Origin of the sequence: Phaeobacter sp. JH20_34, from assembly GCF_048056095.1 — a bacterium.
GTDB lineage: Bacteria > Pseudomonadota > Alphaproteobacteria > Rhodobacterales > Rhodobacteraceae > Phaeobacter > Phaeobacter bryozoorum.
Genome location: NZ_JAYMWT010000004.1, coordinates 405,499 through 419,810, shown reverse-complemented (window position 1 = coordinate 419,810; position 14,312 = coordinate 405,499). Strand labels below are relative to the sequence as shown.

The window sequence follows — 14,312 nt, the reverse complement described above, 5'->3', positions numbered from 1 at the left end:
GGTCACAAAAAAGGGGGCAGCGCCCCCTTTCCTTTGCCACCATCTGACGGCCGCGCGCTATTCCTCTGCGATGGCTTCTAGCGGCAGCAGGGTGGTGGATTTGATCTCCTCCATCGACAGCAGGGCCGTGACATTATGCACCCGCACCTCGGAAATCAGCGCCTGATAGAAGTTGTCATAGGCACGGGCGTTCTTCACCCGCACCTTCAGGATATAGTCGATATCCCCCGCCAGCCGGTGCGCCTCCTGCACCTCCGGGCGATCCTGCAACGCCTTCAGGAACTTCGCCTGCCACTCCGCCTCATGGGCCGAGGTGCGGATCAGCACAAAGAAACAGGCCTCAAACCCCAGCGCCTCGGCATCCAGCACCATGGTCTGCCGCCCGATGACGCCCGCCTCGCGCAGCTTGCGAATGCGATTCCACACCGGCGTCTTGGAACTGCCCACACGGCGGGCGATTTCATCCAGCGACTGGCCCGCATCGCGTTGCAGCTCCGCCAGAATTTTCCGGTCCGTGCCGTCGATCCGCACTGTCATTCCTGTTTTCTCCTTGTTTGGGGATCAACCCGCCTGCATCTGCCGCCAGCTGGAACAATCTTCCTTATTTGCCGCGCCATATAGCGGATAAGGGGGAATATTTCCTATATTCAGGGGTAAGTCAAACAAACCAGACGAGGCCCCAGATGACCGGTCCAGACACCCGAACGCCCCCTGCGCCGCTGCCGATGCCCGCGCAGGCCTGTGGCTCCGTCGCCGCGACGTCGCTGGTGGCTGGCGAGGTCGCCTTTGCCGGCTCCGGCCCCGGCGATCCTGACCTCCTGACGCTGAAGGTGGCGCGCGCGCTGTTGCAGGCGGATGTGATCCTCTTTGACCGTCTGGTCAGCGCCGAGATCATGGCCCTTGCAGGTCCGCAGGCCCAGCTGGAAGACGTCGGCAAGGAAGGATTCGGCCCGCAGGTAAGCCAGGAGGAGATCTGCGCCCGCATGGTGGCCCATGCCCGCGCGGGCAAGAAGGTGCTGCGCCTGAAATCCGGCGATCCCACCGTCTATGGTCGTCTCGATGAGGAACTCACCGCCTGCGAGGCTGCCGGTGTCGCCTATCAGATCCTGCCGGGTATTACCGCCGCCTCCGCGGCCGTGGCCTCCATCGGCCAGAGCCTGACGCAGCGCGGGCGCAATGCCTCGGTGCGGTTTCTGACCGGCCACGACATGAAGGGCTTTGCCGATCACGACTGGGCTGCTCTCGCCCGTCCGGGTGAGGTTGCCGCCATCTACATGGGCAAGAAATCCGCGCGTTTCGTGCAGGGCCGCCTGATCATGCACGGTGCCGACCGCGCCACGCCGATGACCATTGTCGAAAATGCCTCGCGCGCCAATCAGCGGGTGATCGAAACCACGCTGGACCGCCTGCCCACCGATCTTGCCGCCGCCGAACTGACCGGCCCGGCGCTGACATTCCTCGGCCTTGCCCCGCGCGCCAGCGCCCAGGCCCTGACAGATTTGAAAATGGAGCTTGCCTGATGCCCCGCCCCTTTACCCCGAAAATCATCACCGCCAACGACCTGCTTGAGGGCGACGTGATCTATTTCACCGACACCAACGGCTGGAGCCGCGAGCTGAAAGAGGCCGAGCTGATCGAAGATGAGGCCGAAGCCCAGCTGCGCCTGCTCGAAGCGGAGAAAGACGCGCAGCATGTGGTGGGCATCTACCTGACCGATGCAAAAGCGGGGGCTGACGGCCCCGAACCCACCCATTTCCGTGAAGATTTCCGCCGCACCGGCCCATCCAACTATCGCCACGGCAAGCAGGAGGCCGCAGCAAATGTATAAGTACAACGATTTCGACACCGCGTTCCTCGCCGAACGCAACGCCCAGTTCCGCGCCCAGGTGGAGCGCCGCATTGACGGCTCTCTCACCGAGGATGAGTTCAAGCCGCTGCGCCTGATGAATGGTCTCTATCTGCAATTGCACGCCTATATGCTGCGGGTGGCGATCCCCTATGGCACGCTGAACTCTGACCAGATGCGCACCCTCGCGCTGCTGGCGGAGAAGTGGGACAAGGGCTATGGCCATTTCACCACCCGTCAGAACATCCAGTACAACTGGCCCAAGCTGCGCGATGTGCCCGATATGCTGGACGCGCTGGCCGAGGTTGGCCTGCACGCGATCCAGACCTCCGGCAATACCATCCGCAATGTGACCTCGGATCATTTCGCCGCCGCCGCCAAGGATGAGCTGACCGACCCGCGCCCCTATGCCGAGCTGATCCGCCAGTGGTCCACCGATCACCCGGAATTCCAGTTCCTGGGCCGCAAGTTCAAGATCGCCATCACCGGCAGCTCCAACGACCGCGCCGTGACCCGCGCGCATGACATCGGTCTGCGCATGGTCGAACGCGACGGCGTTGCCGGGTTTGAGGTGATCGTGGGCGGCGGCCTTGGCCGTACGCCGCTGATTGGCAAGGTGATCCGCGATTACCTGCCGCAGGCCGATCTGCTGCCCTATCTGGAATCCGTGCTGGCGGTCTACAACCTGCTGGGTCGGCGCGACAACAAATACAAGGCCCGCATCAAGATCACCGTGCTGGAAAACGGCATCGACACCATCCGCGAGATGGTGGAGGAGCGGTTTGAAGAGCGTCGCAAGACCTTTGACGGCACCGATCAAGTGCTGCTGGAGGAGATCAAGGCGCATTTCACCCCGCCCAAACTGCGCGGCGGCAATCTGGAGACCTATCTGGCCGCCTATGATGCCGATCCGGTGTTCCGCTCCTGGGCGGATACCAATCTGGCCGAGCACCGCGATGACAACCACGCCATCGTCACCATCTCGATCAAGGCGCATGGCCAGACCCCCGGTGACGCCACCGCCGCGCAGATGCGGGCAATGGCCGATCTGGCAGAGCGGTTCGGCTATAACGAGCTGCGCATCAGCCATGAGCAGAACGTGATCCTGCCGCATGTGCATAAATCGGACCTGCCGGCCCTGCACGCCGCGCTGAAGGACCACGGGCTGGCCACCGCCAATGTCGGGCTGATCTCCGATATCATCGCCTGCCCCGGCATGGATTACTGCGCGCTGGCCACTGCCCGCTCGATCCCGGTGGCGCAGGAGATTGCCACCCGGTTTGAAGAGCTGAAGCTGGAACATGAGGTGGGTCATCTCCAGATCAAGATTTCGGGCTGCATCAACGCCTGTGGTCACCACCATGTCGGCCACATCGGCATTCTTGGCCTCGACCGCGCCGGGGTGGAGAACTACCAGATCACCCTTGGTGGCGACGCGACAGAAACCGCCGCCATTGGCACCCGCACCGGCCCCGGTTTTGCCTATGATGAAATCGTGCCTGCGGTGGAACGGCTGATCACCGCCTATCTCTCTCTGCGCGACAGCGCCGAGGAAACCTTCCTCCAGACCTATCGTCGCGTCGGCATGGATCCGTTCAAGGCCGCGCTTTACCCCGAGGCCCAGAAAAAGGTTGCTTAGCACCATGGTCAATGCAGCGGCACTACCGACTGACACACACCAAGGCCCCAGCAGTGCGCATCAACTGGCACTGGCAACAAAGGTGGATGCGCTCAATGCGCGCTTTCGCCACCATTCTGCCACCGCGGTGATGGAAGGCGCGCTGAAGGATGCGGGCCATATCGCGCTGGTCTCCAGCTTTGGCGCGGAATCGGTCGTGCTGCTGCATATGGCGGCGGTGATCGACCCGATGACGCCGGTGGTCTTTGTCGATACTGAATTGTTGTTCACCGAAACGCTGGTCTACCAGCAGGAGGTGAGCGAGCGGCTGGGCCTGCGCAATGTGCAGGTGATCCGCGCCGCTGATATCGCCGAAAAAGACCCCTATGGCGCGCTGCGGTTCTCGGATACCGACGCCTGCTGCGCCCTGCGCAAGACGGCACCGCTGCAAAAGGCGCTGGCGGGGTTCGACGGCTGGATCACCGGGCGCAAGCGGTTCCAGGCAGGCACCCGTGCGGCGCTGGAGTTCTTCGAGGTGGAAGAGGCCGCCACCGGCCCCACCGGTCGGCTGAAGATCAACCCCCTCGCCCATTGGGCGCCGCAGGATGTGCGCGCCTATATGGATGAAAACAGATTGCCCCGTCACCCGCTGGTGGCCAAGGGCTACCCCTCAATCGGCTGCGCCCCCTGCACCTCGCCCGTCAAGGAAGGCGAAGATCCGCGGGCCGGGCGCTGGCGCAACCAAGACAAGGAAGAATGCGGCATCCACGTGGTGGATGGCAAATTCATTCGCACAGGAGCCTGATAGATGAGCGTGATTGTGACCGATACGGGCTTTGGCCCCGACAGCTGGACAGCGGGCTTTGACAGCGACACCGCCATTGAGATGCAGCCTGATGCCGACCCTTCGGCGCTGTCCAACCAGCTGCCAGGGCTGGAGATGATCCGTATTCATTTCCCCAGCTTTGCCGATGGCCGGGGCTTTACCCTTGCCCGGCGCCTGCGGCTGGCAGGCTACACCGGCCGTCTGCGCGCCTATGGCCATGTGCTGGCCGATCAATATGCGATGGCACGGCGCTCCGGGTTTGACGAGGTGGAGATCAGCGACGATCTGGCCACCCGCCAGCCCGAGGACCAGTGGCTCGACCGTGCCAACTGGCAGGCGCATGACTATCAGGCCCGCCTGCGCGGCACCGCCGCGCGCTGAGCCAGCCCCCTTCCGCTTCATGGGACGACCCGCTGTCGGCCCGGCTCCCTTGCGCCCTGCGCGGAGCCGGTTTCGCAAAACAGGGGGTTTTCCTGACCTGTATCAAAGACTAATCAGAGGTGCCGGCTACTCCTCCGGCAGAGCAACCGATGAACGAGATGACCCCCGTGACTGAAGCTGTGACCGACATTGCCAACGATCCGAAACCGGCCAAAGCCGTACCGGCCCTGCCCGACGCCCAGACCGTGACCGAGGTCAAGCACTGGACGGATCGACTGTTTTCCTTCCGGGTGACCCGGCCTGCCTCCCTGCGGTTCCGCTCGGGCGAGTTTGTGATGATCGGTCTGATGAACGATCCCGACCCCAAGACCGGTAAGGTCAAACCGCTGCTGCGCGCCTATTCCATCGCCTCGCCCAGCTGGGACGAGGAAATGGAATTCTACTCGATCAAGGTGCAGGACGGCCCGCTGACCTCGCGTTTGCAGCACATCAAGGTGGGCGATGAGATTATCCTGCGCCCCAAACCCGTCGGCACGCTGGTGCATGACGCGCTGGTCCCCGGCAAACGCATCTGGTTCTTTGCCACCGGCACCGGTTTCGCGCCCTTTGCCAGCCTGCTGCGCGAACCGGAAACCTATGAGAAATTTGATGAGGTGATCATCACCCACACCTGCCGCGAAGTCGGGGAGCTGACCTATGGCCGCGAGTTGATCGAAAGCCTGAAGACCGATGAGCTGCTCAATGAGGTGATTGGCGAAGGCTTCTGGAAGAAGATCAAATACTACCCGACCACCACCCGCGAGGAGAGCCCCAAGATGGGCCGGATCACCGATCTGATGCGCTCGGGCGAGGCCTTTGCCGATCTTGGCGTGCCGCCGCTGAACCCCGAAAGCGACCGCGCGATGATCTGTGGCAACCTGGCGTTCAACCTCGAACTGAAGGACCTGTTTGAAAACACCTATGGTCTGGAAGAAGGCGCCAATTCCAAGCCTGCGCATTTCGTGGTGGAAAAAGCCTTCCTCGACTGATCCGCAGCGACGGCACTGATGTAAAAAGGCCCCCGCCAGAGTTTGGCGGGGGCCTTTGTCGTCTGGCACATCTGCCCGCGTTACTGCGGCAGCGCGTCCTTGATGCGTTTCAGCGTCGCTTCCAGCAGGGCCGGATTGTCACGCGCCTGACCCAGGGTGGTGACCAGTAGCGCCTTCTGTGTCGCCTCCATCGAGGAGTCCTCGATCATCGCGATCACCTTGTCATAGTCAAAGCCCGCAGGCGTCAGCAGCGCGTCTCTGGCGGCTTCGCCGTTCTCTTCAGCCGCAGCCGTTGCATCGGAGGCGGCATCCGCCACGCTGTCGCCTGCCGCCTCGGCGGTTTCGGCGGCGTCATTGGCAACATCCTCTGCCGCCTGGCCTGCCGCCGCTGCCGTATCGGCAACTGCATCACCTGCCGCCGCTGCCTCGTCACCCGCCGCATCCACAGCAGCCGCAGTGCTGTCCTGCAACTGATTGGCAGTGTCGGTGACACCTTCGGCAATCTCGTTCACGGTTTCCTCGGTCGCCTCGGCAACCGCTGCGGCCGCATCGCTCACGGCCTTTGCAGCCGCATCGACGGAGCTGTCGACAGCGCCTTCGACCTCTTCGGCGGCGGTGGCCACATCATTCTCGATTTCGGCAGCGACCTCTGCGGCAGTCTCACCGGCAGGTTCTGCCTCCGGTGTCACCACAACGGTTTCAGTCGCAGGCGCGCCGGTTTCGGGATCGGTCCCCATGGAGGAGACGTAGAAATATCCGCCCAATGCGACGGCTCCCACACCCAGGCCAATGACGATCGGTTTCATGATGGATCTCCTTATCTCTCCATATGCCCCGCAGCATGGCAAGGCTTATGGCTTAGCACTTGGGGCTAGGCGCCTGAAACTACAAGGGGAATAAATGGCAGGCGCCGCCATCGGCCAAACACCGCCAGTCTGGCCCACCCCGGCCTGCCGACATCAGCGCAAGGCAGAATTAACCCTTTGATGACGCTGTTCTGTGCAAACAAACCTTGAAAACAGCGGTATGCGCAGTCATACCCGCAATTGACTTGAATCGCAGGCCCGGGACCGTTACTTTCCGGGCACTTTTCCGAAGTGACAGAAGGATAGACGTCATAGCCCGCAGACCCCATAATGCGCCGCCGCAACGCGACACCGGCCCGCGCATCAACGAAAAAATCCGTGCTCCTGAGATTCGCCTGATCGGCGCTGAGGGGGAAAACGTTGGCGTGGTCCACCCCGCCAAGGCGATGCAGATGGCAGAAGAGGCCGGTCTCGATCTGGTCGAGATTTCGCCCAATGCCACCCCGCCCGTGTGCAAGATCATGGATTACGGCAAGTTCAAATATGAACAGCAGAAGCGGGAAAGCGAAGCACGCAAGAAGCAGAAGATCATCGAAGTCAAAGAGGTGAAGTTCCGTCCCAATACGGACACCCACGACTACGAAGTGAAGATGCGCAACGTGTACAAGTTCCTGGAAAACGGCGACAAGGTAAAGATCACCCTGCGCTTCCGTGGCCGCGAGATGGCCCACCAGAACCTGGGCCGCGACCTGCTGCTGCGTGTTGCAGAAGACATCAAGGAACTGGGCAAGGTCGAAAACATGCCCAAGATGGAAGGCCGTCAGATGATCATGATGATCGGCCCCCTGCCGCAGAAATAACCGCGATCACACGCGCGACCGTTCGAACCCCGCCCCAATCGGAGCGGGGTTTTTTCGTCGTCGCGGCAATGGCTTGCACCATTGGCACCGATGATATTTTTTCGCGCCACACGGCTTAGATGTATTTTATGGTCACGTTTTATTTACGCCCGCAGCTTACCTGATAGAGGACGTTCGGTCGCCGCCGACAATAAAATCACCGCCAAATATGGAGCCTCCCTTGAAGCCTCTCAGCGACGTCCAAAACAGTGCCTTCATGGCCATCGCGCCCTGCCGCGCCGCCTCTCTCGCGCTGGTGGTGCTGGCCAATGAAGACACCCAGCACGCGCCCGACACGATGAAAGACCTGCTGGACCAGTCGGTGAGCCGGATCAGATCCGCCTATGAGATGCTGACCCAGGGCCTGGACAAGCTGCTGGCCGAAAGCGAATACGAACTGCCCGAGGATCTCTGCCTGCAACGGAAGAAATCCATCGACGCGCTGACCCCTTTTGCCGAGGTACTGAACACGAAATCGGATGCCGAGGTGCTGAAGCGGGTACGCGACATGCCCTCCCTCACGGCGCAGGCGCTGTACAAGGTCGAACCGGAGGTCTCCGCCTTTCTGATCGACATGACCAAAGACATGTTCGACGCGCAGAAAGCCCGCGACAGCGCCCGGGATGACGGCATGCGCGAAGCCATCGAAAACGCCGAAACCGTCGGCCGTCATATTCAGCTGATTGCCTTCAACGCCTCGATCGAGGCCGCGCGCATCGGCGATCAGGGCAAGGGCTTTGCCGTCATCGCCTCGGAAATCCGCAACCTCTCCGGGCGCACCCAGACGCTGCTCGACACGATGTCCGGCTACCTGCGCGCCTGATGATCATCGCCGTCGGCAGTCAGTACCGGCCCAGATAGCAACCAGATAGCAAACGGCCCCGGCAGATCGCCGGGGCCGTCTTGCCGTTTCGCGCTGATGGCTCAGGCCGCAGCCGCCACCGCCCGTTTGGTGATCACGCCGACCAGATGCGCGCGATAGGCCTTGCTGCCGTGCAGATCGCCGATCATGCCCTCTGCATCCACGCTCAGCCCCTCTATCGCAGCGGGCGCGAAATTCGCCGACAGCGCCGCCTCAGCCGCGCTCCAGCGGAACACGCCCTCCTCCGAGGCGCCGGTGACTGCCACCCGCACACCGTCAGAAAACCGCGCCACAAACACCCCCACAAGGGCAAAGCGCGAGGCAGGCTGGACGAATTTCTCGTAATGCGCCGCCTGCGGCACCGGCATGCGGATATTGGTGATGATCTCACCTTCCTCCAGCGCGGTGGTGAACAGCCCCTGAAAATAATCATCCGCCGCAATCTCGCGGGTGTTGGTCACGATCGTGGCCCCACTGGCCAGCGCCGCCGCCGGATAACAGGCGGACGGGTCGTTATTGGCCAGCGAGCCACCGATGGTGCCACGGTTGCGCACCGCCGGATCGCCGATATGGCCCGCCAGCGCCGACAGCGCCGGATAGCTCTTGGCGGTTGCCGCCTCGACCTCGGCATGGGTGGTGGCGCCGCCGATGGCGATGGCATCGCCATCCGGGCAGACACCGCGCATCTCGGCAATCCCGCTCAGGCTCACCAATGTGCTGGGCATCGCCAGCCGCTGCTTCAGCGTCGGAATCAGCGTCTGCCCGCCGCCCAGAGCCTGGGCATCCTCCGCACCCAGCGCCTTGACCGCATCCGCGATGGTTGCGGGTTTCTCGAATTCAAATTCATACATCTTCGCTTCCTTCCCAAAGAGCGCATGAGGCCCTTCTTCTGGCTAGAAATATCCCGGGGGTATGGGGGCAGCGCCCCCATGAGCCCTTAGCCGTTCATCGCCGCCCAGACCCGTGCAGGGCTCAGGGGCATGTCGATATGGGTGACATCCTTGCCTGCGGATTGCAGCGCATCCACCACCGCATTGACCACCGAGGGCGGGGTGCCGATGGCGCCGGCCTCGCCGCAGCCCTTCACACCCAGCGGATTGTGGGTACAGGGCGTCTGGCAGGAATGATCGACCTTGTAGAACGGCAGATCATCGGCCCGTGGCATGGCGTAATCCATGAAGGAGGCGGACAGCAGCTGCCCGTCGTCATCATAGACACAGGCCTCCAGCAGCGCCTGACCGATGCCCTGACCAATGCCGCCATGGACCTGACCATCGACGATCATCGGATTGACGATATTGCCAAAGTCATCCGCCGCGGCAAAGCTTTCGATGGTGACCTTGCCGGTGTCGGGATCGACCTCCACCTCGCAGGCATAGGCGCCCGAGGGATAGGTGAAATTCGCCGGATCATAGAACGCGGTTTCCTCCAGCCCCGGCTCGATATCCTCCAGCGGGTAGTTATGCGGCACATAGGCCGCAAGGGTCACATCGCCCCAGGCCAGCGACTTATCGGTGCCTGCGACGGTGAACTGGCCGTCCTTCAGTTCGATATCCGCGTCCGAGGCCTCAAGGATATGGGCGGCGATCTTCTTCGCCTTGGCGATGATCTTCTCGGTGGCGCGCACCATCGCAGATCCCCCCACCGCCAGCGAGCGCGAGCCATAGGTGCCCATGCCCATCGGTGCCTTGTCGGTATCGCCATGTTCGATTTCGACCATATCCTCGGGGATGCCGATCATCTCGGCGATCACCTGTGGGAAAGACGTCTCATGCCCCTGCCCGTGGCTGTGGCTACCGGTCATGACAACGATGCCCCCGGTGGCATTGACCCGCACGGTCGCGCTCTCATAGAGGCCTGCACGGGCGCCAAGCTGCCCGACAAGGTTGGAGGGCGCGATGCCGCAGGCCTCGATATAGCAGTTCACCCCAAGGCCCCGCAGCTTGCCCTTGGCCTCGCTGGCGGCACGGCGCGCGGCAAAGCCGCTGAGATCGGCGATCTCTTCCAGCTTGTCCATCGTGGCGTGGTAATCGCCGGTGTCATATTCCACCGCAACCGGTGTGGCATAGGGGAATTCGGTGATGAAGTTCTGGCGGCGCAGCGCGATCGGATCAACCCCCAGCTCACGCGCCGCCTTATCAATGACGCGCTCCAGCTGATAGGTCGCCTCCGGCCGACCCGCCCCGCGATAGGCGTCAACGGCAACGGTATTGGTGAACACCGCCTTCACATTCACATAGATCAGCGGCGTCTTATAATTGCCCGCCATCAGCGTGCCATGCAGCCAGGTCGGGACCGAGGGGGCAAAGGTCGACAGATACGCGCCCATATTGGCGTAGGTCTCGGTGCGCAGCGCGGTGAAATTGTTGTCCGCGTCCAGCGCCAGTTCGATCTTGGTCACGTGATCGCGGCCATGGGCGTCGGACATAAACGCCTCGGACCGGGACGAGGTCCATTTCACCGCCCGGTTCAGAGCCTTGGCAGCAAAGGTGCAGAAGGCCTCTTCCGCGTAGTGGAAGATCTTGGAACCAAAACCCCCGCCCACATCCGGGGCGACCACGCGCAGTTTATGTTCGGGGATGCCCAGCACAAAGGCGCCCATCAGGAGACGGATCACATGCGGGTTCTGCGAGGTGGTATAAAGCGTGCTGTCGCCGGTGGCGCGGTTGAAATCCCCGACCGCCACGCGTGGCTCCATCGGGTTCGCGACCAGACGGTTGTTGACCAGCTCCAGCGTGGTGACATGGGCGGCGTCCTTGATCGCCTGATCCACCGCCTCGCGGTTATCCTCGACAAATCCCCAGTCATAACAGAGGTTTGAGGTCAGATCATCATGCACCTTCGTGGCGCCATCCTTGACCGCTTCTTTCATGTTGATGACGGCGGGCAGCTCTTCGATGTCGACCACAATCGCGTCGGCGGCATCACGCGCCTGTTCCGGGGTCTCGGCCACAACGGCGGCGATGGGATCGCCGACATGGCGCACCTTGCCCTGGGCCAGCACCGGATGGGCCGGTTCCTGCATCACCTCGCCAAAGCGGTCGGTAACCTGCCAGCCGCAGGGCAGCCCGCCGACACCTTCGAAGTCCGCGCCGGTGAAGATGCGCACAACGCCGGGCATGGCGGCTGCATCGGCGGTGTCGACCGAGGTCAGCCGACCATGGGCCACATCCGAGCGCAGGAAATGCACATAAGCCTGGCCGTTGAGATTAATGTCGTCCGTGTAATTGCCGGTTCCGGTCAGGAACCTGATGTCTTCGCGCCGTTTCGGGCTGGCGCCGATGCCGCTATCCTTTGGCATTGTCCAAATTTCCTCCCTGGACGGTCTGCGCAGAGGCAGACCTCTTGGTCATGCTGTGGTTCAGTCGTGGGTCCTTTTGCAGCTGCGGCGGGCGTTATTCGGCCGCCAGCGCAGAGATGTCCTGACCCGAGGCCGCCATGATCGCCTTCACGATATTGTGGTAGCCGGTGCAGCGGCACAGGTTGCCCTCAAGGTATTCGCGGATTTCCTGTTCGCTGGGTTTTGGATTGTCCTTCAACAGCGCGGCTGCGGACATCACCATGCCCGGCGTGCAGAAGCCGCATTGCAGCCCGTGGTGGTCCTGAAACGCCTGTTGAATGACGTTGAGCGTGCCATCGGGGGCAGCCTGCCCTTCGATGGTGGCGACATCTGCGCCCTCGGCTTCGGCCGCCAGCATGGTGCAGGATTTCACCGCTTTGCCATCCACATGCACGACACAGGCGCCGCATTGGCTGGTGTCGCAGCCGACATGGGTGCCGGTCAGCCCCAGATCTTCTCGCAGGAAACTGGACAGCAGCGTGCGCCCTTCGACCTCTCCGCTGGCAGTCCGACCGTTTACGGTCATTGTGACTTTCACCATCAACTCCTCCCTTGGCTCGCAAAAACTCGCTGGCCGAAGTTAAGCACGGGGAGCTTGCCGGCGCGAAGCCCTAATCGCATCGCCACGACTAAAGTCGCAGGTGCAGCCGCAGGTCGGGGTCAGAGATCGCTGCGCCTTGGGCGGGGACGTGTGGGGATTTCCTTCAAGAGGCCGCCGACGCCCATGGCGGCGATATCGGCGCTGCTGACCTCGATGCCGCAGACCAGCCGTTCCAGCACCCAATCCGCCCCATTGAGCGCAGGCGAGCGCGCACAGCCCGGCAGGCCCAGCACCGGCCGCCCGGACAGCTGGCCGAGAAACAGCAGGTTGCCGGGATCCACCGGCATTCCAAAGCGCAGAACCTCTCCGCCCGCCCGGCGCAGCGCCGAGGGCGCCACATCCAGGGGATCCGAGGTGGCCGAGGCGGTGAGGATCAGGATCAGATCGCTGTCATCGCCAAGGCTCGCAAGCGCGGCGGCCAGCTCCGCCTCGCGATGCGGCACCACCTGCCGGGGCGCCATCGCCATGTCGAACCGGTCGAGCCGTCCGATCATCGCGGCGCGCCCCTTGTCCGGGGGCGTCTGCGCGCTGGTGCGCGTCTCGATCAGGGTGGCGCGGCGCAGCTGTGGCGGGATCAGGCGGATCGCCCCGGCCACATCGCGGGTGGCGGCCGTCAGCGCCTCATCCGGCACGGCGTAGGAGATGATCTTGGCGGTGGCGACCATGCCGCCGGGATCGGCGCGGTGGAAATCGGGCACCGTGGCCAGCGTGATCATCGGATCGACCGCATTCAGCGCGTTGATCCGTTCGGCATCGACCCGGATCAGACCGGGGCCAAGCGCATGAAGGTTGACCCGCCCTGCCCCGGCACCGGAGATGCGCAGCCCCAATGCGGCAGGATCCGGCAACAGCGCCTCGGCCAGCCGCTCTGCGGCGCGGTCTTCGTGGATATCCCCCGGTTCCAGCTGCGCCACGGTCAGCGCGCGGTGGCCGGCGGCGGCAAGGTCAGCCAGATCCTGCGCTGCCAGTCTGGTGCCCTTGGCAATGCGGTGCTCCGCCCCCTGCAGCGAATGGGCCAGATAGCATCCCGACGCCTCATTGAGGGGCACCTCGCCAAAGATCATGGGCGCCGCCCCCGCAGAACCGCCGTCATCTCGGCGATGATCGACACGGCGATTTCCGCCGGGCCTGCGGCACCGATATCAAGCCCGATGGGACCGTGGATACGGGCGAGCGTCGCCTCGTCAAAACCAGCCTCCTGCATCCGTGCAATCCGTTTGGCATGGGTGCGCGTCGAGCCGAGCGCGCCGATGTAGAAACAGTCCGAGCGCAGGGCGGCCTCCAGCGCGGGATCGTCAATTTTCGGATCATGAGTAAGCAGCACCACCGCGCTGCGCCCATCCAGACCAAGCTCGGCGATCGCCTCGTCGGGCCAGTCCTCGATCAGCCGTTCATTGGGGAACCGGGCCGCCGAGGCAAAGGCCGCGCGCGGGTCGAGGATGACCGGATCGTAGCCGGCAATCCGCGCCATCGGCACCAGCGCCTGGGTGATATGCACCGCCCCCACCGCGATCAGGCGCAGGGGTGGGTTGTGAACGGCGACAAAGGTCTTGCCGTCCTCTTCGACGCCGGAGCGGTCCATGCGTTTTCGCTCGGCGTGGGCGTCGGTCTCCAGCCGCCCGGCACCGCTGTCGAGATCAACCACATAGGCCAGGGCGCGGCGGGCCGCGCGGGCAGCGACCAGTTCGGCCAGCGTCGCCTCTGACAGGGAGCCGCCCACCGGTTCGACCAGAATGCGGATGGTGCCGCCACAGGCCAGCCCGACCGCAAAGGCATCACCGTCGCTGACGCCGAATTCCAGAAGCTGATGCCGCCCCGAGGCGATCGCCTCCTGCGCGGCCAGGATCACCGCGCCTTCGACGCAGCCCCCCGAAACGGACCCTTCGATCCGGCCATCGCTGGCAACCGCCAGCTGCGCGCCGGCGCGGCGCGGCGCGGATCCCCAGGTTTCGACCACCGTCGCCAGCGCCGCCCCGCCGCCGGTTGCCCGGCCCGCGCGATACCACGCCAGGGCGGTTTCGGGGATGGCATCAAAACGCTCGATACTGGACGCGATGCTGGGCGCGATACTGGACATGGGCATCTGGAACCTCGGGGTTGCGGCG

The 14,312-nt window shown here is 63.5% G+C and carries 15 protein-coding genes; 8 read left to right on the top strand and 7 right to left on the bottom strand.

Going from position 1 to position 14,312, the window contains the following annotated elements; all coding sequences use genetic code 11:
- Window positions 1-57: 57 nt before the first annotated feature.
- Window positions 58-537, bottom strand: a complete 480-nt coding sequence (locus VWZ81_RS03650; protein ID WP_340545961.1) for an Lrp/AsnC family transcriptional regulator — start codon at window positions 535-537, stop codon at window positions 58-60.
- Between the two features lie 146 nt (window positions 538-683).
- On the opposite strand from VWZ81_RS03650, the gene cobA reads away from it, so the two are divergent.
- The 6 genes from cobA (at window position 684) to VWZ81_RS03620 (ending at window position 5,699) form a co-directional block, all read left to right on the top strand.
- Window positions 684-1,520 (top strand): uroporphyrinogen-III C-methyltransferase, encoded by an 837-nt coding sequence (cobA, locus tag VWZ81_RS03645; protein ID WP_416542107.1) that lies wholly within the window; start codon window positions 684-686, stop codon window positions 1,518-1,520.
- The gene (locus VWZ81_RS03640) at window positions 1,520-1,828 is read left to right on the top strand and encodes a DUF2849 domain-containing protein (protein WP_260081637.1); all 309 of its coding nucleotides are present in this window, start codon (window positions 1,520-1,522) and stop codon (window positions 1,826-1,828) included. The genes cobA and VWZ81_RS03640 overlap by 1 nt, the downstream gene beginning before the upstream one ends.
- A complete protein-coding gene (locus VWZ81_RS03635; RefSeq protein WP_340545963.1) occupies window positions 1,821-3,485 on the top strand; it encodes a nitrite/sulfite reductase in 1,665 nt (554 codons plus the stop codon). The genes VWZ81_RS03640 and VWZ81_RS03635 overlap by 8 nt, the downstream gene beginning before the upstream one ends.
- 4 nt (window positions 3,486-3,489) lie before the next feature.
- A complete protein-coding gene (locus VWZ81_RS03630) occupies window positions 3,490-4,269 on the top strand; it encodes a phosphoadenylyl-sulfate reductase (RefSeq protein ID WP_340545964.1) in 780 nt (259 codons plus the stop codon).
- A gap of 3 nt (window positions 4,270-4,272) precedes the next feature.
- On the top strand, window positions 4,273-4,671 hold the full coding sequence (locus VWZ81_RS03625) for a DUF934 domain-containing protein (RefSeq protein WP_340545965.1): 399 nt from the start codon (window positions 4,273-4,275) through the stop codon (window positions 4,669-4,671).
- Between the two features lie 149 nt (window positions 4,672-4,820).
- Window positions 4,821-5,699 (top strand): ferredoxin--NADP reductase, encoded by an 879-nt coding sequence (locus VWZ81_RS03620; RefSeq protein WP_416542106.1) that lies wholly within the window; start codon window positions 4,821-4,823, stop codon window positions 5,697-5,699.
- An 80-nt stretch (window positions 5,700-5,779) separates the two neighbouring features.
- Here VWZ81_RS03620 and VWZ81_RS03615 read toward each other — a convergent pair whose 3' ends face one another.
- Window positions 5,780-6,505 (bottom strand): hypothetical protein, encoded by a 726-nt coding sequence (locus tag VWZ81_RS03615; protein WP_416541420.1) that lies wholly within the window; start codon window positions 6,503-6,505, stop codon window positions 5,780-5,782.
- Window positions 6,506-6,816: 311 nt separating this feature from the next.
- Between VWZ81_RS03615 and infC the strand changes: the two genes are divergently transcribed.
- The gene (gene infC / locus VWZ81_RS03610) at window positions 6,817-7,365 is read left to right on the top strand and encodes a translation initiation factor IF-3 (protein ID WP_374015615.1); all 549 of its coding nucleotides are present in this window, start codon (window positions 6,817-6,819) and stop codon (window positions 7,363-7,365) included.
- Window positions 7,366-7,585: 220 nt separating this feature from the next.
- Entirely contained in the window at window positions 7,586-8,227 is a 642-nt protein-coding gene (locus tag VWZ81_RS03605) for a methyl-accepting chemotaxis protein (RefSeq protein WP_416542105.1), read from the top strand.
- A gap of 101 nt (window positions 8,228-8,328) precedes the next feature.
- Here the strand turns inward: VWZ81_RS03605 and VWZ81_RS03600 are convergent, their stop codons facing one another.
- The 5 genes from VWZ81_RS03600 to VWZ81_RS03580 all read right to left on the bottom strand — a co-directional run bounded on the left by VWZ81_RS03600 (window position 8,329) and on the right by VWZ81_RS03580 (window position 14,284).
- Window positions 8,329-9,117: an FAD binding domain-containing protein gene (locus tag VWZ81_RS03600; RefSeq protein ID WP_416538998.1), complete on the bottom strand. Its 789-nt coding sequence runs from the start codon at window positions 9,115-9,117 to the stop codon at window positions 8,329-8,331.
- Between the two features lie 86 nt (window positions 9,118-9,203).
- Window positions 9,204-11,567, bottom strand: a complete 2,364-nt coding sequence (locus VWZ81_RS03595) for a xanthine dehydrogenase family protein molybdopterin-binding subunit (protein WP_416542104.1) — start codon at window positions 11,565-11,567, stop codon at window positions 9,204-9,206.
- A 94-nt stretch (window positions 11,568-11,661) separates the two neighbouring features.
- Window positions 11,662-12,147, bottom strand: coding sequence for a (2Fe-2S)-binding protein (locus tag VWZ81_RS03590; RefSeq protein ID WP_340545972.1), 486 nt, complete (start codon window positions 12,145-12,147; stop codon window positions 11,662-11,664).
- Window positions 12,148-12,266: 119 nt separating this feature from the next.
- Window positions 12,267-13,271: a molybdopterin-binding protein gene (locus tag VWZ81_RS03585; protein WP_416542103.1), complete on the bottom strand. Its 1,005-nt coding sequence runs from the start codon at window positions 13,269-13,271 to the stop codon at window positions 12,267-12,269.
- A complete protein-coding gene (locus VWZ81_RS03580; protein ID WP_340545974.1) occupies window positions 13,268-14,284 on the bottom strand; it encodes an XdhC family protein in 1,017 nt (338 codons plus the stop codon). Before VWZ81_RS03580 ends, VWZ81_RS03585 begins: the two co-directional genes overlap by 4 nt.
- Between the last annotated feature and the right edge of the window lie 28 nt (window positions 14,285-14,312).